Annotated in this window: 18 protein-coding genes and 1 pseudogene; 11 read left to right on the top strand and 8 right to left on the bottom strand. The window is 73.3% G+C overall.

Going from position 1 to position 25,646, the window contains the following annotated elements; genetic code table 11:
- Positions 1–304 precede the first annotated feature (304 nt).
- Positions 305–541, top strand: a pseudogene (locus tag AB0I72_RS06670) (crosslink repair DNA glycosylase YcaQ family protein); the annotation flags it as partial.
- Between the two features lie 20 nt (positions 542–561).
- Here the strand turns inward: AB0I72_RS06670 and AB0I72_RS06675 are convergent.
- A complete protein-coding gene (locus tag AB0I72_RS06675; RefSeq protein WP_358563787.1) occupies positions 562–1,890 on the bottom strand; it encodes a HAMP domain-containing sensor histidine kinase in 1,329 nt (442 codons plus the stop codon).
- Positions 1,887–2,582: a response regulator transcription factor gene (locus AB0I72_RS06680; RefSeq protein WP_358563789.1), complete on the bottom strand. Its 696-nt coding sequence runs from the start codon at positions 2,580–2,582 to the stop codon at positions 1,887–1,889. The genes AB0I72_RS06675 and AB0I72_RS06680 overlap by 4 nt, the downstream gene beginning before the upstream one ends.
- A 258-nt stretch (positions 2,583–2,840) precedes the next feature.
- Between AB0I72_RS06680 and ugpC the strand changes: the two genes are divergently transcribed.
- The 9 genes from ugpC to AB0I72_RS06725 all read left to right on the top strand — a co-directional run bounded on the left by ugpC (position 2,841) and on the right by AB0I72_RS06725 (position 18,450).
- Complete coding sequence (gene ugpC, locus AB0I72_RS06685; RefSeq protein ID WP_358563791.1) at positions 2,841–4,037, top strand: sn-glycerol-3-phosphate ABC transporter ATP-binding protein UgpC; 1,197 nt, start codon at positions 2,841–2,843, stop codon at positions 4,035–4,037.
- Positions 4,038–4,049: 12 nt separating this feature from the next.
- Positions 4,050–5,378 (top strand): extracellular solute-binding protein, encoded by a 1,329-nt coding sequence (locus AB0I72_RS06690; protein WP_358563793.1) that lies wholly within the window; start codon positions 4,050–4,052, stop codon positions 5,376–5,378.
- Between the two features lie 25 nt (positions 5,379–5,403).
- Positions 5,404–6,795 carry an ABC transporter permease subunit gene (locus AB0I72_RS06695; protein WP_358563795.1) on the top strand — a complete coding sequence of 464 codons (1,392 nt, stop codon included), beginning with the start codon at positions 5,404–5,406 and terminating at the stop codon, positions 6,793–6,795.
- Positions 6,792–7,703 carry a carbohydrate ABC transporter permease gene (locus AB0I72_RS06700; protein WP_358563797.1) on the top strand — a complete coding sequence of 304 codons (912 nt, stop codon included), beginning with the start codon at positions 6,792–6,794 and terminating at the stop codon, positions 7,701–7,703. Before AB0I72_RS06695 ends, AB0I72_RS06700 begins: the two co-directional genes overlap by 4 nt.
- 179 nt (positions 7,704–7,882) lie before the next feature.
- A complete protein-coding gene (locus AB0I72_RS06705) occupies positions 7,883–9,397 on the top strand; it encodes a TIGR02677 family protein (RefSeq protein ID WP_358563799.1) in 1,515 nt (504 codons plus the stop codon).
- The gene (locus AB0I72_RS06710; RefSeq protein WP_358563801.1) at positions 9,397–10,887 is read left to right on the top strand and encodes a DUF2398 family protein; all 1,491 of its coding nucleotides are present in this window, start codon (positions 9,397–9,399) and stop codon (positions 10,885–10,887) included. Before AB0I72_RS06705 ends, AB0I72_RS06710 begins: the two co-directional genes overlap by 1 nt.
- Entirely contained in the window at positions 10,884–15,074 is a 4,191-nt protein-coding gene (locus tag AB0I72_RS06715; protein WP_358563803.1) for a TIGR02680 family protein, read from the top strand. Before AB0I72_RS06710 ends, AB0I72_RS06715 begins: the two co-directional genes overlap by 4 nt.
- A gap of 297 nt (positions 15,075–15,371) precedes the next feature.
- Positions 15,372–17,324 carry a protein kinase gene (locus AB0I72_RS06720; RefSeq protein ID WP_358563805.1) on the top strand — a complete coding sequence of 651 codons (1,953 nt, stop codon included), beginning with the start codon at positions 15,372–15,374 and terminating at the stop codon, positions 17,322–17,324.
- A gap of 154 nt (positions 17,325–17,478) precedes the next feature.
- The gene (locus AB0I72_RS06725) at positions 17,479–18,450 is read left to right on the top strand and encodes a bile acid:sodium symporter family protein (RefSeq protein WP_358563807.1); all 972 of its coding nucleotides are present in this window, start codon (positions 17,479–17,481) and stop codon (positions 18,448–18,450) included.
- Between the two features lie 28 nt (positions 18,451–18,478).
- On the opposite strand, the gene xylB is transcribed toward AB0I72_RS06725, so the two are convergent.
- From xylB to AB0I72_RS06745, 4 genes are all read right to left on the bottom strand, one after another.
- Positions 18,479–19,864 carry a xylulokinase gene (gene xylB / locus AB0I72_RS06730; RefSeq protein ID WP_358563809.1) on the bottom strand — a complete coding sequence of 462 codons (1,386 nt, stop codon included), beginning with the start codon at positions 19,862–19,864 and terminating at the stop codon, positions 18,479–18,481.
- A gap of 105 nt (positions 19,865–19,969) precedes the next feature.
- Positions 19,970–20,722: a hypothetical protein gene (locus AB0I72_RS06735; RefSeq protein WP_358563811.1), complete on the bottom strand. Its 753-nt coding sequence runs from the start codon at positions 20,720–20,722 to the stop codon at positions 19,970–19,972.
- Positions 20,723–20,935: 213 nt separating this feature from the next.
- The gene (locus tag AB0I72_RS06740; protein WP_358563813.1) at positions 20,936–21,268 is read right to left on the bottom strand and encodes a hypothetical protein; all 333 of its coding nucleotides are present in this window, start codon (positions 21,266–21,268) and stop codon (positions 20,936–20,938) included.
- Positions 21,269–21,377: 109 nt separating this feature from the next.
- The gene (locus tag AB0I72_RS06745; RefSeq protein WP_358563815.1) at positions 21,378–21,935 is read right to left on the bottom strand and encodes a hypothetical protein; all 558 of its coding nucleotides are present in this window, start codon (positions 21,933–21,935) and stop codon (positions 21,378–21,380) included.
- A gap of 144 nt (positions 21,936–22,079) precedes the next feature.
- On the opposite strand from AB0I72_RS06745, the gene AB0I72_RS06750 reads away from it, so the two are divergent.
- The gene (locus tag AB0I72_RS06750) at positions 22,080–22,970 is read left to right on the top strand and encodes an NAD(P)-binding domain-containing protein (protein ID WP_358563817.1); all 891 of its coding nucleotides are present in this window, start codon (positions 22,080–22,082) and stop codon (positions 22,968–22,970) included.
- 47 nt (positions 22,971–23,017) lie between these two features.
- On the opposite strand, the gene AB0I72_RS06755 is transcribed toward AB0I72_RS06750, so the two are convergent.
- On the bottom strand, positions 23,018–23,680 hold the full coding sequence (locus AB0I72_RS06755) for a phosphoribosyltransferase (protein ID WP_358563819.1): 663 nt from the start codon (positions 23,678–23,680) through the stop codon (positions 23,018–23,020).
- 66 nt (positions 23,681–23,746) lie between these two features.
- Entirely contained in the window at positions 23,747–25,606 is a 1,860-nt protein-coding gene (locus AB0I72_RS06760; protein ID WP_358563821.1) for a DNA/RNA non-specific endonuclease, read from the bottom strand.
- Between the last annotated feature and the right edge of the window lie 40 nt (positions 25,607–25,646).

The raw sequence follows: 25,646 nt of genomic DNA on the forward strand, positions 1-25,646 counted from the left end.
CACGGAGCGGGCGTTGGGCAATCATCCGCAGGCGTACTCGCATCTGGGGTTGATCCGCTGCGCCCAACTCCTGGACCAGCACGTGTGAGCTGCCCGGCCCGCACCCGGCCCGTGTCCGGTACCGGACGTGGTGCCGGGCGCGAGTCGGGTGTGGGCCGGGTGCGGGTCGCGGGCCGAGCGCGGTGTCGGGTGCGGGCCGGGTGTCGGACACGGGCCGAGCGCGGGTCGCGGGTCGGGTGTGGGTCGATGGTCCGGACCGGCGGATGGGGTGCCGCCACACACCGATGTCCGGAAGGCGGCACCGATGACCACGACCGGCACCATCCTGACCCGGCGCGCGGTCAACCGCGCCACGCTCGCCCGCCAGTACCTGCTGCGCCGTGTGGACCTGCCCGTCACCGAGGTCGTCACGCATCTGGTCGGCCTCCAGGCCCAGACCACGCACACCTGGTACGTCGGTCTCCAGAGCCGGATCGAGGGGCTCGATCCGCACGCGGTCGGGCGGCTGCTCACCGACGGGGAACTCGTCCGCGCCACCCTGGACGTGCCCCCGGCCGCCGCTCACCCCGAACGGCGCAACCGCCACGCCCGGGGCTGGTCCTGACCGTGCGGCACGCCCAGTTCGGCGAAGCGTGACCGTACCCGCGCGCCGCCGAGCTTCCCGCGCTCCAGGTGGATGGTGCCGCCGGTCGTCTCCACGGCGTGCCGGACGATGTCCAGGCCGAGCCCGGTCGAGCCGCCGCCGCTCGTGCCGCGCCGCAGCGCCCTGACCGGGTCGGCGAAGCCGGGGCCCGCGTCCTCCACGATCAGCGTCACCCACCCCGCGTGGCACACCGCCGTGACCGCGAACGGGCTGCCCGCCGGGGTGTACCGGAACACGTTGCCGACCAACGCGTCCAGGACCGCGGCGCAGTCCTCGCGGGACAACCCGACCCGTGCGGGCGCCTCGGGAAGGCTCACCTCCACCTCGCGGCCCTGGTCCGAGGCGAGCAGGGACCAGAACCCCATCCGGTCGCGGACCGCCTCCGCCAGATCGCACTCACGCGGTCCCGCGTCGTCCGCCGGACGCACGTTGCGGATGATGTCGTCCACGTCCTGTTCCAGCGTGCCGACCGCCTCGCGGATCCGGTCCCCCTCCGCTCCCCGCAGGGCCTCGGCGTCCAGCCGCAGCGCGGTCAACGGGGTGCGCAGCCGGTGCGAGACGTCGGCGGCCATCTCGCGTTCCCGTTCCAGGAGCCCCTGGACGCGGTCGCCGATGGCGTTGATCGACTCCCCCAGCACCACCAGGTCCCGCGGGCCGCGCACGCGGACGCGGGCGTTCAGCCTCCCCTCACCGATGGCGACGGCCGTTCCGGCCAACGCGCCCAGGGCCAGTCTGGCCGGGCGGCTGAGCCGGTCGGCGAGGGCCACCGCGCCCGCGACCGACAACACCGCCACCAGGGCCAGGACCGCCACGGTGCGGCCGAGTTCCGCCACCGCCTCGCCCCGGGGCACGTACACCTCGACGACCGCGTCGCCCTCCGCCGGGGCGGGCGCCGGGAACAGGTGGGCGGTGCCGCCCTCCACCCGCACCTCGTCGGGCTCCCCGGCACGCGCGCTCGCCCGTGCGTCCCCGGGCAGGGCGTGACTGGCCCCGACCGTCGTCCCGTCCGGCAGGTGGACCGCCAGGTGGCCCCGTTCCCCGGCCGCGGTGGCGGCCACCGCCGCGCGGAGCACGTCGGGGTCCGCCCCGGCCGCGACCACCGCCGCCACGACGTCGGACTGGGTGCGCACCCGCGCCTCGGTCCGGGCCCGGGCGTCGTTCCAGCCCCAGGCCGCGGTCACCGCGACCATCGCCCCGGCCACCAGGACGGTGGCCAGGGTGACGGCCCGCGCCAGCAGGGACCTCACTCGGGTTCCACCAGCTTGAGTCCCACGCCGCGCACCGTGCGCAGGTAGCGGGGCCGGTTCGCGCTCTCGCCGAGCTTGCGGCGCAGCCAGGACATGTGCACGTCGATGGTCTGGTCGTGGCCCACGAAGGGGTGTTCGTGCCAGACCGCCTCGACCAGTTCCCGGCGGCTCACCACCCGGCCGACGTGTTCGGCGAGGTAGGCCAGCAGGTCGAACTCGCGCCGGGACAACTCCAGGGGCCGTCCGGCCAGCGCCGCCTGGCGCGTGGTGAGGCTGATGGTCAACTCCCCGACGGTCAGTTCACCCGGGTCGGACGAGTCCACCGGGGACCGTGACGATCTGCGCAGCAGCGCGTTCATCCGGGCCGCCAACTGGGCGCTGGAGAAGGGCTTGACCACGTAGTCGTCGGCACCGTCGTTGAGCAGGCGCACGATCGACGGCTCGTCGCCGCGCGCCGTCGCCACGATCACCGGCACGTCGCTGTGCCCGCGCAGCATGCGCAGCGCGGCGGCCCCGTCGAGGTCGGGCAGGCCGAGGTCCAGGATGACGAGGTCCGGTTCGTGCTCCGCGGTCTGCCGCAGAGCGTCCAGCGCCGTGCCGACCGGACGCACGACGTGTCCCTGGCCCCGCAACGCCCGTACGAGGGCGTCGCGCACCATCTGGTCGTCCTCGACCAGTAACACCGTTGCCATACGAACACGTTAACCAAACATAAACTGCGACACGAGGCTCAGATCACCTCCGAACTGGACGAACACCGGATGTGAGGGGCGTATCGGGCGTCCTTAAGTCGAACGAGACGTTGCGTTAAGGCTGCCTTAGGGCGCACGACACTACGGTCGTTGCACATCGCCGGTGAGTGGTCCGCGTCACAGGATGCGGAGGTCCCACGCGTACCGGCCCCGGACTGGTCGAGGGGTGCGTTCGCGCACCCGTCCCTCGGAGGTGTCGTGGCAGAAATCGTGATCGACGGCCTGGGCAAGGTCTACACGGACGGAACCCGTGCCGTCAACGACCTCTCACTGGACATCCAGGACGGTGAGTTCCTGGTGCTGGTCGGCCCGTCCGGCTGCGGCAAGACCACCGCGCTGCGGATGGTCGCCGGCCTGGAGCGGATCAGCGAGGGCACCATCCGCATCGGCGAGCAGGTGGTCAACGCGGTGCCCGCCCGCGACCGCGACGTGGCCATGGTCTTCCAGTCCTACGCCCTGTACCCGCACCTGAACATCTACGAGAACATCGCGTTCGGGCTGCGGCTGCGCAAGCTCCCCAAGGGCGAGATCGACCGGCGGGTGCGCGAGGTCGCGCGGGTCCTGGAGTTGGAGGAACACCTGGACCGCAAGCCGGGCAACCTGTCCGGAGGCCAGCGCCAGCGCGTGGCGATGGGGCGCGCCATCGTCCGCAAGCCCCGCGCGTTCCTCATGGACGAGCCGCTGTCCAACCTGGACGCCAAGCTCCGGGTGCAGATGCGGGCCCAGATCGCGCGGATCCAGCGCGACCTCGGCGTCACCACCGTCTACGTCACCCACGACCAGACCGAGGCCATGACCCTCGGCGACCGGGTGGCCGTGATGAAGCGCGGGGTCCTCCAGCAGGTGGGGCCGCCCCAGGAGCTCTACGACCACCCCCGCAACCTGTTCGTCGCCGGTTTCGTGGGGTCGCCGGGCATGAACCTCATCGGCGCGGAGCTCGTCCGCGAGGACGACCGGTTCCGCGTCCGCGTGGGCAGCCAGGTCCTCGACCTGCCCGACGGCCTCCTGCACCGGCGTCCGGCCCTGCGCGACTACGAGGGCGGGAGCGTCGTCCTGGGCATCCGACCCGAGGACATGGAGGACGCCGAGATCGTCGGCGCCACCGAGAACGCCACCCTCACCTCGGTCGCCGACCTGGTCGAGGCGATGGGATCGGACGTGCTCGTGCACTTCCCCCTGGACGCCGCTCCCGTCGTCACCGAGGACACCCGCGAACTCGCCCGGGACGCGGGCGCGGACGAGGCCCCGACCGCTCCGGAGACCGGGGTCGTCCTGGTCGGGCGGTTCAGCCCCCGCACCCACGTCTTCGAGGGCCAGACCATCACCGTCGCCGTCGACACCGAACGGCTCCAGTTCTTCGACCCGACCACGGGCACGTCGATCTACGACTCCTGAGGAGCATCCCCTATGACAACGCACACTCCCCGACCCCGCCTCGCCCGCCCCACGACCACGTCGGCCGCGCTGCTCGCCCTCGGTCTGACGCTCACCGCCTGCGGCGGCGGTGGCGGCACGGACACCGGCGCCGACCTGGGCGGCGCCGCCCTGGAGGTCGTCGGCCCCTGGGCGGGCGCCGAACAGGAGTCCTTCGAGCAGGTCCTGAGCCTGTTCGAGGAGCGGACCGGCGCCACCGTCGAGTACAGCGGAGCCGGAGACGACCTCCAGACCGTCCTGCAGACCCGGATCCAGGGCGGCGACGCGCCGGACGTCGCGCTCATCCCGCAGGCCGGTCTCATCGAGCACTTCGCCGAGGAGGGGGCCCTCACCCCGCTCAGCGACGACGTCGTCGCCGCCCTCGACGAGAACATGGCCGGGGCCTGGACCGACATCGGGTCGGTGGACGGCACCCCCTACGGCGTCTACCTCAAGGTCGCCAACAAGTCCCTGGTCTGGTACAACGACCCCCTCTTCGCCGAGACCGGCGCCACGCCCCCCGAGACCTGGGAGGACTTCGTCGCACTGGCGGAGAACCTGTCCGACGTCGGCGTCGACCCGCTGTCCGTCGCCGGCGCCGACGGCTGGGTGCTCACCGACTGGTTCGAGAACGTCTACCTCCAGACGGCGGGCCCGGAGATGTACGACCAGCTCGCCGCGCACGAGATCCCGTGGACCGACCCCAGCGTCGAGGTCGCGCTGGAGACCCTCGCCGAGGTCTGGGGCCGGGAGCGGCTGCTCGCGGGCGGGACCGAGGGCACCCTGCAGACCGACTTCCCGACCTCCGTGGTCAACGTGTTCAGCGATGACCCCGAGGCCGCGATGGTCGTGGGGGCCGACTTCATCGGCGGCGTCGTCTCCGACAGCACCAACGCCGCGGTGGGCGACGACGCCCAGGTCTTCTCCTTCCCCTACGTCGCGGGGGACGAGGGCGCGGTGGTCGTCGCCGGTGACGCGGCCGTCGCGATGACCGACGACGCGGCCACCATGGAGCTGCTGCGCTTCCTCGCCAGCCCCGAGGCCGCGGCGGAGTGGGCGGCCCTCGGCGGGTTCCTCTCGCCCAACCGCAACCTGACCGCCGACGACTACGCCGACCCGCTCACCGGCCAGGTCGCCGAGCAGATCGTGACCGCGGGCGACAGCGTCCGCTTCGACCTGTCCGACCTCCAGCCCGCCGCCTTCGGCGCGACCGTCGGCGACGGCATGTGGCAGACCCTCCAGGACTTCCTGGCCGACCCCTCGGACGTCGGGGGAACGATGGAGCGCCTGGAGGCCGAGGCCGCCCAGGCCCACGGCGAGTGACGCCCGGCACCGAGAGAGACCGCAGATGACCACGGCTGACCAGACGCCCCCCGCCGGTGCGACCGACACCGGCGGGGGCGCGCCCCCGCCCACCGCGCCCGTACCCTCCGCGCCCGCACCCGACGACGGCCGCGTGCCCTGGCCGCGCCGCCTGTTCGGCCCGGCGACCCTCTTCCTCCTGCCCGCCCTGCTCCTGCTCGCCGTCTTCCTCGCCTACCCGGCCGCGTACTCGGTGGCGCGCAGCCTCTTCGACGGCTCGGGGACGCGGTTCGTCGGGCTGGACAACTACGCGCGCATGTTCACCGACGACCGCACCCTCACCGCGATCCGCAACACCGGGATCTGGGTGCTGGTCGCGCCCGCGCTGGTCACCGGCCTGGGGCTGATCCTCGCGGTGCTCACCGAACGCATCCGGTGGGCGACGGCGTTCCGCGTGCTGCTCTTCATGCCGATGGCGATCTCCCTGTTCGCCTCCGGCGTCATCTTCCGGCTGGTCTACGACGAGGACCCCGACCGCGGGGTCGTCAACGCGGCCGTGGTGACCGTCCACGACGTGTTCGCCGCGCCCTCGGAGTACCCCGGGGCGCGCCCGCGGGAGGAGGTCGCGACCGACGACACCGTCCTGGGCGGGTTCACCACGGTCGCGACCCACGCCCCGGGGGACGGCGTCGCCCTGCCGATGGTCGGCGTGCGCCCCACGGAACTGCCCGAACAGGCCGCCGCCCCGACCCTTCCGGAGGGCGCCGCCGGCCAGATCCAGGGGGTCGTGTGGTTGGACGCCGCCCTCGGCGGCGAGGCCGGCGGGATCGACGACGGGGAGAACGGCATGCCGCGGGTGGCCGTCGAGGCGGTCCGCGACGGCGCGGTGGTCGCGCGCGCCACCACCGGGGACGACGGCCGGTTCACCCTGAGCGGGCTGGACGAGGGCGAGTACGCGATCCACCTCGCCGCGAGCAACTTCACCGAGCCCTTCCGCGGTCTCACCTGGCTGGGCCCGACCCTGGTCACGCCCGTGATCATCTCCTCGTGGGTGTGGATCATGACCGGATTCGCCATCACCTTCATCGCCGCCGGACTGGCCGCCATCCCCCGGGACGCCCTGGAGGCGGCGCGGGTGGACGGCGCCACCGAGTGGCAGGTCTTCCGCAAGGTCACCGTCCCCCTGCTCGGCCCGCTCCTGCTGGTGGTGTTCGTGACCCTGGTGATCAACGTGCTGAAGATCTTCGACCTGGTCTTCGTCATCGCCCCCGGTTCGGTGCAGGCGGACGCCAGCGTGATCGCTCTCCAGATGTGGCAGGTCTCCTTCGGGGCCGGGGGCGACCAGGGGCTCGGCAGCGCCCTCGTGGTCCTCCTGCTGGTCCTGGTCCTGCCGATCGTGTACTTCAACATCCGACGATTCCGACGGGAGCGCCCGTGAGCACCACGACCACCACGTCACCCTCCGTCGTCGAGGTGTCGGTCTCAGGGACGCCCCGGCGCGGCGCGGTCTCCCGGTTCGTGGGCCGGCTCGGATCGGGAACCCTCCAGGTGATCCTCGTCCTGGTGGCCCTGTTCTGGATGGTCCCCGTCGTGGGCCTGATGCTCGTGTCGCTGCGCTCGGAGGCGGACAACACCAACAGCGGGTGGTGGACGGCCCTGTTGCGGCCCACCGAGTTGACGCTGGACAACTACCGCGCCCTGATCGGCAACGAGGCGATCACCCAGGCGTTCCTCAACACCGTCTACATCTCGGTGCCCTCGACGGTCCTGGTCGTCGGCATCGGGGCGCTGGCCGCCTACGCGCTGGTGTGGATGGACTTCCCCGGACGGGACTGGATCATGGTCGCCGTCGTCGGGCTGCTCGTCCTGCCCATCCAGGCGGCGCTGATCCCCGTCTCCCAGCTGTACGGGGCGATGGGCGTGTTCGGCTCCATCACCGGGGTCATCCTGTTCCACGTCGCGTTCGGCCTCCCGTTCGCGGTGTTCCTGCTGCGCAACTTCTTCGTGGGCATCCCCCGGGACCTGCTGGAGGCGGCGCGCATGGACGGCGCGAGCGAGTGGCGCATCTTCCGCAGGGTCGTCCTGCCGGTCGCGCGCCCGGCGCTGGCCTCGCTCGCGGTGTTCCAGTTCCTGTGGGTGTGGAACGACATGCTGGTCGCCCTGGTGTTCACCAGCCCCGAGTCGGCGCCCCTGACCGTGGCCCTGCGCTCCCAGCTGCGCCAGTTCGGCACCAACGTCGACATCCTCGCCTCCGGCGCCTTCCTGTCCATGCTCGTCCCGCTGCTGGTGTTCTTCGCCTTCCAGCGCTACTTCGTCCAGGGGGTCTTCGCGGGTTCCACCAAGTAGGGGCCGTCGGCGCGCGGCGCCCGGTCGGGGTCCCGGCCGGGCGCCCGCCGCGTGTGATCCGCGACGCGGAACCAGCGGTCACGCGGCGCTGCGATAATGGCCGGGGCCCGTCCGCGGTCCAGGGGGACGGGTCGCGGTGGGGGCCGCGGCCGGACGGGCGGGTGGAACGGGGATGACGGGTGGCTGAGCGCACGGCGCTGGATCTGGACGCGCTCGCGGTCAGCGACCGCTTCCAGCTGTTCAACTTCACCCGGCGCGACGACCACATCACCTACCTGTGGATCCTGCGGGCCATGGACCGGCTGCGCGAGGTCCACCAGGTGCAGGTCGGCGCCGAGGACGTCGCCGCCGCCCTGCGCGAGCTCGCCGGCGTCCACCCCGACGTGACCGTGCCCGAGCGCGGCCTGCGCCACCGGCTGGACGAGCTGTCCGCCGACGGGGTCGTGCACCGCCTCGACGACGCCTCCCGCGCGGGCAACCTGGCCAGCTACCGCAACCGCCAGTCGGTCTACCAGTTCAGCGAACTCGGCTACCGGGTCTACCAGGCGGTGGAGAACGTGCTCGGCGCCCGGGTGGAGGACGTCAACCTCTCCCGCCTGGTCTTCTCCGACGTGCTCGCCGACCTGCGCTCCCTCGCCGAGGCCAACCGCACCGGCCAGGTCGAGGACGTCTACCGGCGGCTGTCGCGGGTGGACGCGGTCATGGAGGACATGGGCCGACGCTCGGCGCGCTTCCACGTCACCCTCGGCGAGATCCTGCGCTCCACCGAGGCCTCCCCGGACACCTTCCTGCGCTACAAGAACGCCCTGCTCGTCCACATGTCGGACTTCATGGCCGAACTGGACCGCTACCTGCCGCGCCTGGACCGCGCCGTGCACGAGGTCGAGGCCACCGGCCTGGCCACCCTCCTGTCCCGCGCGGCCGAGGCCGACGAACGCGTGTTCATGGCGCGCGACGACCGCCTCGTGGACTGGCGCCGCCGCTGGACGGCCGTCCGCGCCTGGTTCGCCTCCGACGGCACGGCGCCCACCCGCGCCGCCGAACTCGGCGCCGCCACCCGGTCGGCGGTCTCGGGCGTCATCGCCCTGCTCCGGCAGATCACCGAGGCCCAGCGCGGCGGCGTGAACCGCTCCACCCAACTGCGCCACCTCGCCGAGTGGGTGTTCAACACCCCCGACGAGGGTGCCGCCCACGCCCTGATGGGCGCGGCCTTCAACGTCCGTTCCGCCCGCCACCTGGGCGCCGCGCACGACGACGACGAACAGATCGCGCCCACCACCACCTGGTGGGACGCCCCCGGCGTCGAGGTGTCGGTCACCCTCTTCCGCAGCGACCGGGCGCCGAGCGCGGGGGTGCCCAAACCCGTCCGCCGCAACCCCGGCGCCCGCTCCGAACTGCGCCGCCGCCAATCCGAGGACCGCGCGGCCGAACGCCTGGCCGCGCGGCGGCTCGCGGCCGACGGGGCCCACGACCGCGTCCTCGACGAGACCGACACCCGCGTGCTGCTGCGCCTGGTCACCCGGGCGCTGGAGTCGCGCGGCGTGGTCGCCGGACGCCTGCGGTCGGCCACCGCCTCCGACGGCGGCACCGTCGTCCGCCTGGTGCCCAGCGACCGCGGCAGCACCGTCCGCACCACCCAGGGCAGCATCCACCTGCCCGGACTCCGCCTCGAACTCGCCATGAAGGGGACGTGATGGCCCGCCGCCGCGGCCCCGCGCGCACCGTCGACCCCACCGAGCTGGGCACCTACCAGCAGGCCGTGCGCCGGGTCCTGACCCACGACCTCATCACCGCCGCCCGGCCGCGCCCCGGGGTGCTCGACCAGGTGCTGCGCTGGGCCGACCAGATGGCCGAGGACCTGCGCTCCCTGTTCGGGTACACGCTCATCGCGACCACCGCGCACGTGCGGCTCGTCCGCGAACTGGACGAGCTCGACCCCACCCAGCGCCAGGTCTTCTCCCGTAAGGGGCGCCCGTTCGACCGCCGCAGGCTCGCCTACCTGTGCCTGCTGCTGGCCGCCTTCCAGCGCTCGCAGATCGAGATCAGCCTCGGGGACCTGGTCCGCCAGTTCACCCCCTCGGCCAACGCGATCGAGGGGCTCGGCTACGACCCCACCGACTCCGCGCACAAGGCCGCCCTCGTCGACGCCGCCCACTGGCTGCTGGACCGCGGCGCCCTCCACCTGTCCGACGGCTCGCTGGAGGCGTGGGCGCGCGGCCACGACCAGGCCGACGCGCTCTTCGACATCGACCACGAGATCTGCGAGATCCTCTTCCGCCCCGCCCGCCCCGTCCAGCACCTGGGCAGCGTCACCGGACTGCTCAGCGACGCCCCCGGCGGGCAGAACCGGGAGCGCGCCGCCCAGCGCGCCCGACGCCTGCTCGTGGAGCACCCGGCGGTGTACTACGCCGACCTCGAACCCGAGGTGGCCGCCGCGCTGCGCGGCAGGGGCGTGGCCGAGGAGGTCGCGCGCGTGACCGGCCTGAAGGTGGAGCGCCGCGCCGAGGGCGTCCTGCTCGCCGACCCCGCCGGGAACTTCACCGACCGGTCCTTCCCCGGACGCGGCGGCGCGGTCACCCGCGCGGCCGGGCTCCTCCTGGCGCAGATCGCCACGCTCTTCGAGGAGTCCTGGGCGGCCCTGGCCCACCTGGACGTCCCGTCCTGCGCCCGGGAGCACGCCGACCTCGTCCGGCTCGTCGACGCGGGCCTGCCCCGCCACGGCGTCGTCGGCGAACTCGCCTGGACCGGAAGCGGCGACGCCCCCGCCGCCGAGGCCCCGCCGGGGGAGAGCGCCCGGATGCCCCTGGTCGAACGCGGGCGGCTGGAGGCCATGGTCGCGGACCTGTTCGACGAGTTCGGCGCCGCCTCCTTCACCAACGCCTGGCAGCAGGACCCGCGGGGGCTCCTCGACGCCGCCCTGGCGCTCCTCGCCGACCTGCGGCTGGTCCGCCCCGTGCCCGGCGGCGTCCTGGTGGCGCCCGCCGCCCTGCGCTACCGCAACATCCAGGGCGCCCTGCCCGAACGGGAGGACACCGGCCTGCTCCCGCTCGGCCCCCTCACCGAGGACTCCCGCGCGGACGCCCCCGCCGCCGAGACCGAGACCGCCGAGACCGCCGAGGCCTCCGCGCCCGAGGCCGACGCCGCCCCCGACCCCGCTCCGTACGAGACCGAAGGAACCCGATGACCACCCGAAGGAGCGACCGCTTCCGGCCGAGCCGCGCCGGTGTGATCAACGTCTGGGACTACGTCGACGAGGAGTTCGCCTTCGCCGACGGCCGCCTCATCCTGCGCGGGCACAACGGCTCGGGCAAGACCAAGGCGCTGGAGGTGCTCTTCCCCTTCATCCTGGACGGCCACACCGACGCCCGCCGGCTCGACCCGTTCAGCGGCCAGAACCGGACGATGAAGTCCAACCTGCTCTACCGCGGGCAGGAGTCCGAGTACGGGTACGTGTGGATGGAGTTCGCGCGGCCCCGTGAGGGCGGCGCCCCGGAGACGGTCACGCTCGTCATCGGCCTGCGCGCCCACAAGCACCGCGACGGCGTCACCCCCTCCTTCTTCGTCACCGACCAGCGCCTCGGCGTCGACTTCGGACTGCTCGCCACCGACGGCCGTCCCCTCACCGAGAAGCAGCTCAAGGCCGCCCTCGGCGAGACCGCCCACCACGCCAGCGCCGCCGACTACCGGCGGGCCGTCGACGCGCGGCTGTTCGGCCTCGGCGAGCGCTACGTCCAGCTGCTCGACCTGCTCCTCGCCCTGCGCCGCCCCCTCCTGGCCAAGGACCTGGACCCCGAGAAGGTCTCCGCCACCCTGGCCAGCGGACTCAGCCCCCTGGACGAGAACCTCGTCGACCAGGCCGCCCGCGACTTCGCCAACCTCGCCGCCGTCCAGATCCGCTTCGACAACGCCACCGCCGCCGACGAGGCCGTCCGGGCCTTCCTGGCCGAGTACGCCGACTACCTCACCACCAACGCCCGCCACCGGCTGGCCAGGGTCACCGCCGCCGCCGACCAGGCCACCGCGCACGGCCGCACCGTCACCGAGGCCGCCGCCGAGCACCGGCGGGCCACCCGGGAACGCGACGCCGCCCGCGCCCGCGAGGAGGAGCTCACCGGCCGCGTCGGCGAGAGGTCCGCCGAGATCGCGGGCCTGGAGGCCGACGAGAGACTGCGCGACCACGACCGCCTCCGCGAGCGGTGCCAGCGCCACGACGACGAGGGCCGACGGCTGGCCGGGCAGGGCGCCCGGCTCGACGGCCAGGCCCAGGAGATCGCCCACCTGCGCACCGAGGCCGCGCGGGTCGCCGAGCGCATCGAGCGGGACCGCGCCACGGCGCGCCGCCTGACCACCGACCTCGCCGACGCCGCCGACCGCGCCGGGATCCACCACGACGCCGAGGGCGGGGTCGACACCGGGGAGGACCTGCCCACCACCGTCCGCGCCCGCGCCGCCGCCCGCGGGGGCGACGTGCGCGCGGTCACCGAGCGGCTGGACGCGCTCGACACCGCCGAGGTCGCCCGCCGCCGCGCCGAGTCCGACAGCGCCCGTGCCGCCGACGAGCTCGCCGGACGCGAGGAGGACTGCGCCCGCGCGGACGACGAACTCGCCGCACTCCGCTCGGGTGCGGCCGAGGCCGTGCGCGCCTGGCACGAACGCTGGGACCTGGTCGACGACACCGGCCGCGACGCCCTCCTGGACGCCCTCGCCCGCCTCGGCGAACCCGGCGCCCCCACCCTGGTCGAGGTCTTCAACGAGCACGTCCACGACGCGCAGCTGGAGATCGCCGCGCGGGTGCACGGCCTGGCGGCCCGCGAGGCCGAGACCGGGCGGGAACTCGACCGCCTGCGCCGCGAGCGCGACGACATCGCCGCCGAACGCGACGACGCGCCGCCCGCCGACCCGCTGCGCACCGCGCCGCGCGGCGGCCGTCAGGGCGCGCCCCTGTGGCGGCTCGTCCGCTTCGCCGACGACCTGCCGGAGGAGCACGCCGCGGCGATCGAGGGCGCCCTGCACGCCGCCGGGCTGCTCACCGCCTGGGTCCACCCCGACCCGGCCCTCACCCGCACCGCCCTCGACGACCGCGACTCCGACGCCTACCTGCTGCCGTCCGCGCCGCACCCCGGGCCCACCCTCGCCGACGTCCTGGTCCCCGAGGACCAGGCCCACGTCCCCGCCGCGACCATCACCCGCGTCCTGCGCTCCGTCCCGCTGCACCGCGACCCCGGCGAGGCCGCCACCACGACCGGGGGCGTGGACACCCGCGCCCGGTTCGGACTGGGCGTGCTCGTCGGCGCCCACCCCAAGGCCGCGGCCGAGTACATCGGCGCCACCAACCGCGCCCACCGCCGCCGCGAACGCCTCGCCGCCCGCGACGCGCGCATCGCCGAACTCACCGAGCACCACGCGGACCTGCGCGACCGGCTCGCCCAGGCCCGCGAACGGCTCAAGGACCACGGCCGCGCCCGGGGCGACCTGCCCGACCCCACGCCCGTGGCCCGGGCCGTCCGCGCCGTCGAACACCACTCCACCCTGCTGGCCTCCGCCCGCACCGCCGCCGACCGGGCGCGCCGGGACCTCGACACGGCCGTCGCCGAGGTCGACGCCCACCGCCGCCGGGTGCGCGCCGTGGCCGCCGAACGCGCGATGCCCGCCGACCGCGCCGGGACCGACGCCGTGTCCGCCGCCCTGGCCGACTTCCTCACCACGGCGGACGCCCTGCACACCGCGCGCACCGACGCCGCCGAGTACGAGCGCGACCTCGCCGGGCGCCACGAGACCGTGGAGCGGCTCACCACCGCGTTGGAGTCGGAACGGGAGGAACTGGCCGGGCTGCGCGCCGCGCACGAGGAGGAGGCCGCCGCGCTGACCGCGATGGAGTCGGCCATCGACGCCCCCGTCAGGGAGATCCTCGCCCGCCTCGACGCGCTGCGCTCCGAGCGCGACGCGCTCGCCCGCGACAGGGACGCCGCCAGGAGGACCGCGCAGACCGAGCACGACCACGCGATCCGGTCCGAGACCCGCCGCGACGAGGGCCGGGGCGCCCTCACCCTCGCCCTGGGCGCCCTCCACGAGGCCGTGGAGTCCCTCGCCGAGTTCACCCAGCCCGCCGTGCGCGCCGTCATGGGGGTCGAGCCCACCACCGCCTGGCCCGACCGGAGCACCTGGCCCGCCCCGGAGGAGATGGCCGGGCGGATCCTCGCCGGAACGGCCGGGACCGTCCGCGACGCCCTCCCCGACGGGGTGGGCGCCCTGCTGGAGGCGTTCACCGAGACCGTCGGCGCCACCCCGGCGGTCGGCGAGAGCGAGATCAAGGCCGCCGCCACCCGCATGTCGAACGCGCTGCGGGCCTTCCAGGAGACCCTGGGCGGGGACGCCGAGGGCTACCGGGTCGACCACGAGGTCGGATCCACCGGCATCATCACCGTGTTCGTCAACGACGAGGGCGGCCGCAGCCCCGTCTCCGCCTTCGCGCGCACCATCGCCGACCGGGTCGAGGAGCAGGGCGCGCTCCTCCAGGAGGAGGAGCACCGGGTCCTGGAGGACGAACTGCTCGGCGGCATCGCCCAGCAGATCCACGAACGCGTCCGCGACGCCCGCGACCTGGTCCGCGACATGGACCGCGACACCCGCGCCCGCCCCATGTCCTCCGGTACGCGCATCGGCATCCGGTGGGTGCGCGACGAGTCCCTCACCGACCGGCAGCGGCTGGCCACCCAGCTGGTCAAGCGCGACGAGGCGGGGCTCGGGCCCTCGGGCCTGGCCGAACTGCGCGCGGTGCTGCGCGACATGATCCGCGACCACCACGCCGCCCACCCGCGCGCCAGCTACAAGCAGGTCCTGGCCGCCGTCCTGGACTACCGCGCCTGGTACCGGTTCGAGCTGCGCCTGGCCGTCCCGGGCCAGGAGGAGGTGCGGCTCACCCGCAACAAGCACGAGCAGATGTCGGGCGGCGAGAAGTCCGCGGCGATCCACCTGCCGCTGTTCGCCGCGGCCAACGCGCTGTACTCCTCGGCCGCCCCGACCTGTCCGCGCGTGGTCGCCCTGGACGAGGCGTTCGCGGGGATCGACGACCGCTACAAGCCCGAGCTCATGGGCCTGACCGTCACCTTCGACCTGGACATGTTCATGACCGGGCACGACCTGTGGGTGCACTACGACACCGTGCCCATGGCCGCCCACTACGACATGCACCACGACAAGGGGGCGCACACGGTCTCGGCGCTGCTCATGCTGTGGGACGGGGAGCAGACGGTCGACGCCGACGCCGGGTTCTCCGGCAACGAGGAGCTGGCCGCCGAACTCCTGGGGATCACGCCCAGCCGGTTCGTGCCCCAGTCCACGGCGGGGACCCTCCTGGCGGAGGCCGGGTGAACCTCGACCGCTTCCGGGAGCCCCGGTAGGGAGGCTCACCGGCGCCGCGCGGGATCTCGCGCTCTACGCGCCTTCCGCGACCCACCCCTCGCCGGTATGGCCTCATTCGGCCAACTTTCGACGGGCGGAGTGGCGGTCCGGTTACATTCGCGGAATGGCCCTCATCGCCGTTGGTCTGAACCCCGTGGTGGTCCCGCAACCTGTCCTCCGGCCGCACACGGAGCCCTCCTCCTACCGGAATCGCTGGTCACAGCGGCTGTGAGAACCCCCGACAGCCTCGGACTTGGAGACCGCCCCATGGAACTGCTAGGTGCGAACGATCCCAGAGAAATCGGCGGCTACCGACTGATCGCCGAGCTGGGAGAAGGAGGCATGGGCCGCGTCCTGCTCGCCGCCGGAGAGAACGGGGAACTGGTCGCTCTCAAGTTGGTGCTTCCGCACCTGTTGCGTGACGAGGAGTTTCGCTACCGGTTCCGTCGCGAGGTCCTGACCTCGCGGGAAGCCGCGTCAGGACCCTACACCGCGGCCGTGGTGGACGCCGACGAGGACGCCCGGCAGCCGTGGCTGGCGTCGGAGTTCTTCTACGGCCCCACCCTGGCCGAGGTTCTGGACTCCCACGGCCCCCTCGACGAGCGCGCCACGCTGTACCTGGCGAGGGGCCTGGCGGCCGCACTCGCACAGATCCATGGAATCGAGGTGCTCCACCGGGACATCAAACCGTCCAACGTTCTGTTGACCGAGGACGGGGTGCGACTGATCGACTTCGGTATCGCCCGAGCCCCGGGGACCCGCGGAGACATCACGCTCACCGCGACCGGCGCGATGATCGGAGCGCCCTCCTACATGTCGCCCGAACAGATCACCGGCGCCGAGCTGACGCCGAAGAGCGACATCTTCTCCCTGGGCACCACCCTGATCACCGCGTACACCGGTACGAACCCCTTCGACACCGACACCCCCTTCCAGACCATGAGCAAGGTGGTGGCCGCCGCCCCTGACCTCGGTGCGATTCCGGCCCGGCTGCGCGGGATCATCGAGCCCTGTCTACGGACGGACCCCGAGGGACGCCCCACCGCGCGGGCCCTGTCGGAACTCCTCGGAGAGGTTCCGCGCGGCGACGACCTGTGGCCTCAGGGCGTGCGTGACCTGGACCGGCGACAGCGGAGCGAGGTGTCCGCCCTGGTCCGCGAGCGCGGACACACCGCCACCGTCCGTGCGTCTGACAAGCGGGTGGTCTTCGACCTGGGCGATGAGGCGTCTCAGGAGTCGGGGCCTCGGGAGCCCGCCGGGCAGGAGAAGACGCCACAGGAACCCGCCGACATGGAGATCGAGGTTCCGGTCGGGCCCTTCGGCAATGTGTTGACGACGCTGAAAGTCCCGGCCGGCGTGGCCGCCGCCGTGCTGCTTGCCGCCGTCGGATTCACCGCCTTGGCCGATGACGCCGACAGGGAGGCTTCCAGCTCCAGCGAGGACGTGAGTGTCACCACCCCTGTCACCGACGACACGGATTTCCCCGGCGCCATCGGAGGCGGAAGCGGTCTCGGGACGGAAGAGCCCGAACCCGAGCCCGATCCGATCGCCGACGCCGGTGTCGGCGACTGCTTCCACGACTACGGCAGCGCGATCGTCCCGGATCTCGAACCGGCGCCGTTGTGCGGCAGCGGGACGTTCGAGGTGGTCGACGTCTTCCACCGCACCACCGACCTGGACCGGTGCGACGATGTGGACCGAGTCACCACCAGCGTCTCCTCGGCGGCCAACGAGATGGTGCTCTGTCTGAGCTACGTCCACTCGTTCGGGGAGGCCTACCACGCAGAGCCGGGGGAGTGCGTCTTCGGCCCGGAGGACGACTCCTCGCCGTGGAACATCGTCGACTGCGGGACAGGGGTGTTCCAGGTCCTGGAGCGCATTCCGCGCGAGGATGACATGGACCGGTGCACGGAGTCGACCTACTACAACCATGCCTTCTCGTTCACCACCTCCGAGGACTACCTGGATGTCGTGCTGTGCCTGTCGATGACCTACCCGAGTGACATCGGCTACGCCTCGGTGAACGACTGCCTGTGGATGACCGGCAGCGAGACGGACAGGGACTTCGAGTTCTCCGCGTGCGATCGCGCGAACGTCTACGTGACCGGACTGACGGGTGAGTACGGTGCCGCGGGCTTCTGCGGCAACGACGGTTGGAGCACGTGGCGGAGCAACGAGTTCGCGGCTCACGCCTACACGGTCTGCTGGAGGTACCTGTGAGTCGCCCGCGCCGACGACGGATGAGGCGAGCCCGCCCGCCGGGCCGGGCGGCCCCGGGGTCTACGCTGGCCGATGCGGTGTCGACCCCTCGGGGCGGCAACCGCCCGGGGACCGGTACCCGCCGCCCCGGGGCACCCCACGGGAAAGTCACCTCATGTCCGTCATCTCACGCGCCGCCGACGCCGTCGGCCGCTGGTTCGCCGTCCTGGTCCTGGCCGGAGGGGCCCTCGGACTCCTCGCGCCCGACGCGACCTCGGCCGTCACACCCCACATCCCCCTTCTCCTCGGCGTCATCATGTTCGGGATGGGCCTCACCCTGCGCCCGGTCGACTTCGCGGTCGTCGCCCGGCACCCCAAGGCGGTGGCCCTGGGCGTGCTCGCCCAGTACACGGTGATGCCCCTGCTCGGCTTCGGGATCGCCCACCTGCTCGACCTGCCGCCGCTGCTCGTGGTGGGCATGGTCCTGGTCGGAGCCTCTCCGGGAGGCACCGCGTCCAATGTCATCGTCTACCTTGCGCGCGGCGACGTGGCGCTGTCGGTCGCGATGACCTCGGTGTCGACGCTGCTGGCCCCGGTGCTCACACCGCTGATCGTGCTGGGGCTGGCCGGGTCGACGCTGCCCGTCGACGCGGGCGCCCTCTTCCTGTCGATCCTGAAGATGGTGCTGCTGCCGATCCTGGCGGGACTGGTGCTGCGCCGGTTCGCGGACCGGGCGGTCACCGCCGCCCTTCCGGCGCTGCCGCTGGTGTCGGTCACCGGGATCGTGGTCGTGGTCGCCGGGGTGGTGGGCGCCAACGCGGACACCGTCCTGGGCACGGGCCCGCTGGTCGCGCTGGCCGTGGTGCTGCACAACGCCCTGGGGCTGGGCCTGGGTTACCTGGCCGGCCGGATCGGCGGCGTGTCGGAGAGCGGTCGCCGCGCGGTCGGCGTCGAGGTCGGCATGCAGAACTCGGGTCTGGCCGCCGCCCTGGCCACCGCGCACTTCGCGCCGTTGGCCGCACTGCCGGGAGCGCTGTTCTCCGTGTGGCACAACATGTCCGGCGCGGCCATGGCCACGTGGTGGGCCCGCCGCCCACCGGAGGACACGGCCACCCGATCGGAGGCGGACGTCACCGAGGGCGGGTGAGTGGCGTGCCCGAGCGACGGCGCCGCGCTCACATCCCGTGGACGGCCCTGCGGACGGCCGTGTACCGCTCCCGCACCCGCGGCACCAGCGCGGGCTCCACCTCCGGACCGGCCTCGGCGGTGTCCCACTCCGGGGGCCGGTCGCCTTCGGTCAGGGCCCACGCCGCCTGTCGCGCCGCGCCGACGGCCACGTACTCCGCGGCGCGGGGCACGACCACCGGCGCGCCCAGGATCGTCGGCGCGATCGCCCGCACGGCGGCCGATCGGGCGCCTCCGCCCAGCAGCAGCACCCGGCGCACCGGAACACCGGTGTCGGTCAGCGCGGTCAGCCCGTCGGCCAGCCCGCACAGCATGCCCTCCACCGCCGCGCGCGCGACGTTCTCCGGCCGCATGGTGGACCGACGCAGGCCGTGCAGCGAACCGGCCGCCTCCGGCAGCACCGGAGTGCGCTCTCCGTCCAGGTAGGGCAGCAGGACCACGCCTCCCGCGCCCGGCTCGGCGGCCATGGCCAGCGCGTCCAGCCCGGCCAGGTCCACTCCCAGCATCGCGGCGGTGGCCGTGAGCACGCGCGCGGCGTTGAGGGTGCAGGCCAACGGGAGGAACCGACCGGTGGCGTCGGCGAATCCGGACACCGCGCCGGTGCGGTCGTGCGTGGCCTCGTCGTTGACCGCGAACACGGTTCCGCTGGTGCCCAGGGACAGCGCGGCGTCGCCCGTCCGCAGCCCCAGCCCCAGGGCCGCACCCATGTTGTCACCGGTGCCCGGGGCGACGAGAGCACCCGAGGGCGTGTGCCCGACGGTCTCCCGGGGGGACGCCACCCGGGGCACGGCGACCTCGCGCCCGAACGCCCGTGCGAGCAGGTCGGTGCGGTAGCGGCCCTCCGACGGCGACCAGTAGCCGGTGCCCGACGCGTCACCGCGGTCGGTGGTCGGTTCGCCCCCGCCGCCCGTCAGCCGCCAGGTGAGCCAGTCGTGCGGGAGCATCACCCCGGCCACGCGCGCGGCGGCCTCGGGTTCGTGCTCGGCCAACCAGCGCAGCTTGGTGACGGTGAAGCTGGCCACGGGGACGCTGCCGACCGCGTCCGCCCACGCCCGCGAACCGCCGAGTTCGGCCACCAGGTCGTCGGCGGCCTCCGCGGAGCGCGGGTCGTTCCACAACAGGGCGGGGCGCACGACCTCGCCCTCGCCGTCCACGGTCACCATGCCGTGCTGCTGCCCGGCCACGGCCACCGCCGCCACGCCGTCGAGCAGGCCGGACGTGGCGTCGGTCAGCGCCGACCACCACGCACGGGGGTGGATCTCGGTTCCGTCGGGGTGCGGTGCGCGCGCCTCACGCACCACCGCACCGCTGTCGGCGTCGCAGACCACGACCTTGCAGGACTGCGTCGAACTGTCGATTCCGGCGACCAGGGCCATGTGCGCTCCGGCGGTGAGGGGGTGGGGTGCGACGTCGTCGAGCCCGTGCTCGATGGCGAACGCGGGCAGCGCGGCGCCGTCCCCGGTTCCGCGCCCCGGCCGACGTCAGTGGTGCGCGTGCGGACGGCGCCGCCCCAGGCTGCGGAACGCGCCCCTGTGCTCCTGGGCGGCCCGGGGCCGCGGGGCGGTGGGCGTCTCACCCTCCTCCGTCTCGGACTCGGTGTCCGCCGCCGTCCCGGCCCGAACGGTCGTCCACGCCACCGGCCAGAACGCCACGATCCCGGCGACGGCGATCACGTAGAAGGCGGCGAAGAACGGAAGCTCCGCGGCCAGGCCCATCACCACCAGCGCGACCGTCACCACGATCGTCATCGTCCTGCCCATGATCCCGGCGCGGAAGGTGCCCGCGGCGAACGCCAAAGACCCCAACAGGAAGGCGACGGAGCCGCCCACCAGCAGCGTCAGGGACCACGGCTGCATGGCCTCCACCAGGGCCGGGGTGCCGGCACCCGTCTGCGCCGCCGCCGCGACGGTCAGCCGCATCCCCGCCATCGCGGCGACGAGGACGCCGCTCACGATCACCAACGGGAACGCGAAGAAGCTCCACAGCTCCTCGCCCGCGTCCCTCAGGAGGCCGCGCAGCCCCTGGAAGGCCAGGACGAACAGCGCCAGGGCCCCGATCGTCGCCAGGTTCGCCGCGGCCCACCGGGTGGGATCGGCCTCCACCGCCTGTGCCACCACGTCCGGGCCCGGAGCGGCGCCCGCCAGGTACGGGTGGTACAGGAAGACGGCCAGGAAGACCACCGGGGCGACGGCCATGGCGGCCGCCCGGAACCAGTTGTGCGTGAGCGTGGACATGCTGCCCACCTCCGGTTCGAGAACCGGCCCGGCGCCCGCGCGGCCCGGGCACAGACGGCTCTCCTCCACCCTACGACGAAGGATCCGCCCCGGTACAGGTGCCCGCGACCGTCGCTCCCCGGCGGCCGGTCCCGGGCAGACGCGGGCGGCCACGGCCCGGTTCCTCATCCCCGCCGCCGCCGACGAGGGTCCGCCCGGAGGGCGCGCGTCGGATCAGTCCCGGTCGGCGCGGGTGAGCCCGCGGTACAGGCGGCGCAGACCCTCCAGGAGCGACCCGAGGAGGAAGGACTGGACCAGGGCGCAGACGACGATCCCGCCGAGGAAGAACCAGGCGGGCGCGTCCGCCCCCCAGACCGCGTCCTCGACGACCGGCACGGCCATGAAGGCGGGGAAGGTGAACAGGGCGGGCCACACCCAGACGAACCCGGGGTCCGCGCTGAACACCGTGACGGCCGTGGCGACCGCGGCGGAGCCGCCGACGAGGGCGAGGTAGACCACCGAGGCGGGGTTGGCGAAGGTCAGGCGGATGAGGGGGTGGGCGTTCATGGGCGCTCCCGAGAAGAGGTGGTGTGGCCCCATGTTCCGGTGCGACGGCGGCGTTGTCGTGAGTATCCGTACCCAGGGCCGACGGTGTCCCCGACGCGCGGTCGGCACGTCAGTCGGCGGGCGTGACCGGTGTGACCTCCTGCAACAGGCCCCAGGTGAAGTCGGCGAGGTGACGGTCACCGGCGGAGTCGGTGAGCAGCAGTCGCCAACGCGACGGGGCGGTGCCCTCCAAGGGCGTCGACGGGAGAGCCCGGGCGACGTCGTCGATGACGAACGACCACGGCCGGAGGTCGTCGACGCCGTGCAGCGGGGGCGCCGGCGCCCCGGGGTCGCGCACGAGCCACTCCTGGACCAGGGCGCCGCCGGGTGCGGTGACCACCTCGAAGCGCAGGTCCGGCCAGAGCGACACCGGCCACTGGTAGGCCGTGCACGTCATGCCTCCCACGGTGATGTCGCGTTGGGACGGGGCGGGACCGAGCACCGCGCTGAACCGGCGGACCGGACCGCCGGATCCGCGCCCGCCCCGCACCATGGCCTGCCAACGCCGGTTGGCCTCACGCATCGCGCTGGTCGTGGCGCCGAGCCTGCTCACCGCCTCCTCGACCAGCTCCGGCTGGAAGTCGGCCATCCTGCGCAGCAGGACCAGTTGGAATTCGAGCGCGCTCATGCCACGACCCTAGCCTCGGGTCCGCGCGTGCCGCCGTCCTGAGCGGATCTGGAGCGGATCCGAAGGATTCCGGGAGCGGGGGCGTGCAGAGTTCCCGGTGTCCCCGCGGCCGATCCGACGGCCGCCCCCACACCGGAGCATCGCATGAACACCCTTCCCACCATCAGCGTTCTCGGCCTGGGCAACCTGGGCCGGGCCGTGGCCGAGCGCTTCCTCGACGCGGGGCACACCGTCACCGTGTGGAACCGCTCACCCGGTCGAGCCGAGCGGCTGCGCGAGAGGGGCGCGGCCGTGGCCGCCGACCCCGGGACCGCCGTGGCCGCCTCCGAACTCGTCGTGACCGTCCTGCTGGACCACCGTGCGGTTCGGGAGGTGCTGGGCGGCGCGGCGGCCGAGCTGGAGGGACGCACCGTCCTGAACCTGTCGTCGGGCACTCCCGAGCAGGCGGGGGAGCTGGCGTCGTGGGTCACCGGACGGGGGGCCGCCTTCCTGGCGGGAGCGGTGCTCGCCGTGCCGCAGACGCTGGGCACCCCGGAGGCGTTCACCCAGATCAGCGGAGACGGGGACGCCTTCGAGCGGTACCGCGCGGCGGTGGAGCCGCTGGGCGCCGTCCGCTACGCCGGTGCGGGGCCGGAGCTGGCGTCGGCCTACGACGTGGCGGTGCTCGCGGGGATGTACGGGATGTTCTCGGGGTTCTTCCAGTCCCTGGCCCTGGCCGAGGCCTCCGGGATCACGGCCGCCGAGGTCACCGAGTTGCTGGTCCCGTGGTTGACCGGGGTGGCGGCGGTGCTGCCGCTCTTCGCCAGGGAGGCGGATGATCGGGAGTACGCGACCGAGACGTCCAACGTGAACATCAACCGGGCCGGGCTGGCCTCGATCCTGGACAGCGGACGGGCGCGCGGGGTCCCCGACGACCTGCTCGCCCCGCTGCTGGCCCGGCTCGACCGGCAGGTCGAGGACGGCCACGGCGAGGAGAGCCTGTCCCGGGTGGTCGAGACGTTCCGGGCGGGACGAGGGGAGGCCGTTCGGGCCTGAGGCGGGTGACCTGCTCGCCCGGACCGTTTCCCACCGGGGCGATCGGATCAACCCGGATCGGTCCGGGCGGCGCGCTCCAGAAGCTCGACCACCTCGTGGTCCGGTGTCTGGGAGAACTCCTCGTACCACTCGCCGACGGCCTGGAAGAACTCCGGCTCCTGGAGGCACACGACCTCGTCGGCGACCCGGCGCAGTCCAGCGATCGAGTCGGGGGAGCCGACGGGCACCGCGAGTATCACCTGGTCGGCGCCCTGGGCGCGGGCCACCTGGCACGCGGCCCGCGCTGTCGCGCCGGTGGCCACCCCGTCGTCGACGACGACGACCGTGCGGCCGGTCACCGGCACGCGGGACCGGCCGCCGCGGAACCGTTCCACCCGCTCGTCCAGTTCGGCCTGTTCACGTCGTCGCACCGACTCCAGCGCCGAGTCGCTGACGCCCGCGATGCGGACGATCCGGTCGTTGACGACCCGCACGCCGCCCTCGCCGACCGCCCCCATGGCCAGTTCGGGCTGATGGGGAACGCCCAGCTTGCGGATCACGATCACGTCCAGTGGAGCGTGCAGTCGACGGGCCACCTCGTAGGCGACGGGCACGCCGCCGCGCGGCAACCCCAGCACGACGACGTCCTCGTCGCCGGGGGCGTCCAGCCGCTCTCGCAGCCGCTCGGCCAGGCGCCGTCCGGCGTCGACGCGATCGTGGAACACCGTCATCGCTTCCTCTGTCCGGGAGTTCTCGCTCGCGTTCTCTCCCAGCGAGCCCCGTGCGTGGCGGGCCGGTCAGCCCCACCGGATCTCGGACAGGCTGCCCAGCGGAGCCCGCTCCGCCAGCGCCTCGGGCACGACCAGCGTCTCCGCCTCGTGCAGGAGGTCCGGGAACCGGAGGCGGCAACGCTCCTCCACCTCGCTCAGGGCGACCTGGAACACGCGGAACTCGTCCAGTTCCAGGGCCTCGATCTGGTCGAGGTTCTGCGTCAGCAGGAACGCCGCGGCCCTGAGCTCGCCGCGGTCGGAGAAGGTGATGACCTTCCAGTACTCGCGCGGAATCCGGATCCCGCGGTACAGGCGGTCGTCGCTCTGGAAGACCGGCCCCGCGAACACGCTCACCCTCAGGTCGTCGACCTCGACGTCGGCGAACACGGCGTCCTCCAGCCGCCCCCACAGCCCGCCCTGGCTGCTCTGGTTGAAGTCGTCCATCTGCGGCGTGATGTTGGTGTAGAAGAACGAGTCAACGTTGGCCTTCTCGGCCTCGGCCAGGCTTCCCCAGAGCAGGTCGGCCCGGCGCGCCAGGTGCCCCCGGTCGAGCCGGTTGGCCTTGTACAGCTCGTTGCCGATCTGGGCCTCATCCGGAATCCGCGGATCCCGGGTGAACGGGATCCCGCTGCGGTTGAGCCTCTTGAGCGCGCCGCCGTCGATGTTCCAGGCCACCCAGAAGGCGAAGCGGCGCGACCTGCTCAGCGCCAGCGAGAAGTGCGTGTAGGGGATGACGTCCGTGTCCCGGAGCAGGAACAGGTCCTGCTCGATCCTGGGGTCGAGCCGCGGGACGGGAACACGCGCCCTCAGGAAGTTGGGGTTGTACCCCTCCAGGGCCTCCACCGCCTCGGGCACGGGCGGCCGCAGGGTGATCCCCAGCTCCTCGAAGACCTTGAGGGGGAAGCAGGCGAGTGCGTGCTCGTCCGGTTCCTGCCGGCTCTCACCCGCGAAGTGGAGACCCGCCAGGACCGCGCCCGGCCGGTCGTCGGAGTCCTTGAACATCCACACCGAGCCCGAGTCGCCGGGCAGACTGATCTCTCCGTCCGCGGGCGGGTGGTGCGGATCGACGCCGATCTCGAAGCAGAGGATGGAGCGGGCTCCCACCCCCGGGTAGTGGATCTGGGCGAGTTTGAAGGGGCTTCGGACCACGCCGTGCGTCACTCCGGTCGTACGGCCGCTCTTGACCACCCTGTCACCGATCTCCGGCTCCCCCAGGTCCTCCGGTGCGACACCGAGACCGAGGATGTCCGGGTCGAAGCGGCGGTCCTCGACCGTGGCGATCGCGCAGTCCCCCGCGAACCCCAGGTGGGAACGCTCCAGCCTGCCGAGCCGGTTGCGGTCGACGTGCGGGTCGTCGGCCCTGCCCGGTTGCACGATGTCCTCACCCGGTTCACCGTCCGCCCCGTGCAGGACGTGCCAGTTGCTCAGGATGAAGGGCGTTCCGTCGTGCTTGTCGAAGACGACGCAGCCGATGGTGCCCGCCGTGCTCCTGACGTGCCCGACGCTCACACCGGGCAGCGCCGGGTCGAGGCGCTTGTGGCGGGTCGTGCTCTCGGCCTCGGCCACGACCCGGAACTGCGGCGCGTAGCTGCGCTGGAGCACGTCCGTGGGCACCTCGACGCCCTCCACGACGATGGACTCCGGGAGCCTCCTCGTGCCCAGCGCCTCCAACCGCTCCGGTTCGGCCTTGGTGTCGACGGTGAACTGGAGCGCGATCTCTCCCTCCGGCTGACCGCTCCTCGACTTGTGGGCGATGCCGATGGACGACACGTTCGGATCCCTCAGGTAGTCCTCTCCGTGGGCTCGGATGAACTTCTTGAGGGAGGCGATGAGCTCGTCCTGGTCGGGGGCGCCCCTGGGCGACGTGTCCTTGTTCTCGGTAGCCATGGGAAGGATCTCCTCAGCGGAACCGACGCGTTGGATTCGG

Origin of the sequence: Nocardiopsis sp. NPDC049922, assembly GCF_040660275.1 — a bacterium.
Taxonomy (GTDB): Bacteria; Actinomycetota; Actinomycetes; order Streptosporangiales; family Streptosporangiaceae; genus Nocardiopsis.

Bases quoted from the DNA above. Each gene is read 5' to 3' on its own strand.
- AB0I72_RS06720 (WP_358563805.1), top strand. From the start codon at position 15,372: ATGGAACTGCTAGGTGCGAACGATCCCAGAGAAATCGGCGGCTACCGA.
- AB0I72_RS06755 (WP_358563819.1), bottom strand. From the start codon at position 23,680: ATGACGGTGTTCCACGATCGCGTCGACGCCGGACGGCGCCTGGCCGAG.
- AB0I72_RS06715 (WP_358563803.1), top strand. From the start codon at position 10,884: ATGACCACCCGAAGGAGCGACCGCTTCCGGCCGAGCCGCGCCGGTGTG.
- AB0I72_RS06690 (WP_358563793.1), top strand. From the start codon at position 4,050: ATGACAACGCACACTCCCCGACCCCGCCTCGCCCGCCCCACGACCACG.
- AB0I72_RS06760 (WP_358563821.1), bottom strand. From the start codon at position 25,606: ATGGCTACCGAGAACAAGGACACGTCGCCCAGGGGCGCCCCCGACCAG.
- AB0I72_RS06680 (WP_358563789.1), bottom strand. From the start codon at position 2,582: ATGGCAACGGTGTTACTGGTCGAGGACGACCAGATGGTGCGCGACGCC.
- AB0I72_RS06745 (WP_358563815.1), bottom strand. From the start codon at position 21,935: ATGAGCGCGCTCGAATTCCAACTGGTCCTGCTGCGCAGGATGGCCGAC.
- AB0I72_RS06725 (WP_358563807.1), top strand. From the start codon at position 17,479: ATGTCCGTCATCTCACGCGCCGCCGACGCCGTCGGCCGCTGGTTCGCC.
- xylB (WP_358563809.1), bottom strand. From the start codon at position 19,864: ATGGCCCTGGTCGCCGGAATCGACAGTTCGACGCAGTCCTGCAAGGTC.
- AB0I72_RS06735 (WP_358563811.1), bottom strand. From the start codon at position 20,722: ATGTCCACGCTCACGCACAACTGGTTCCGGGCGGCCGCCATGGCCGTC.
- AB0I72_RS06740 (WP_358563813.1), bottom strand. From the start codon at position 21,268: ATGAACGCCCACCCCCTCATCCGCCTGACCTTCGCCAACCCCGCCTCG.
- AB0I72_RS06710 (WP_358563801.1), top strand. From the start codon at position 9,397: ATGGCCCGCCGCCGCGGCCCCGCGCGCACCGTCGACCCCACCGAGCTG.
- AB0I72_RS06695 (WP_358563795.1), top strand. From the start codon at position 5,404: ATGACCACGGCTGACCAGACGCCCCCCGCCGGTGCGACCGACACCGGC.
- AB0I72_RS06750 (WP_358563817.1), top strand. From the start codon at position 22,080: ATGAACACCCTTCCCACCATCAGCGTTCTCGGCCTGGGCAACCTGGGC.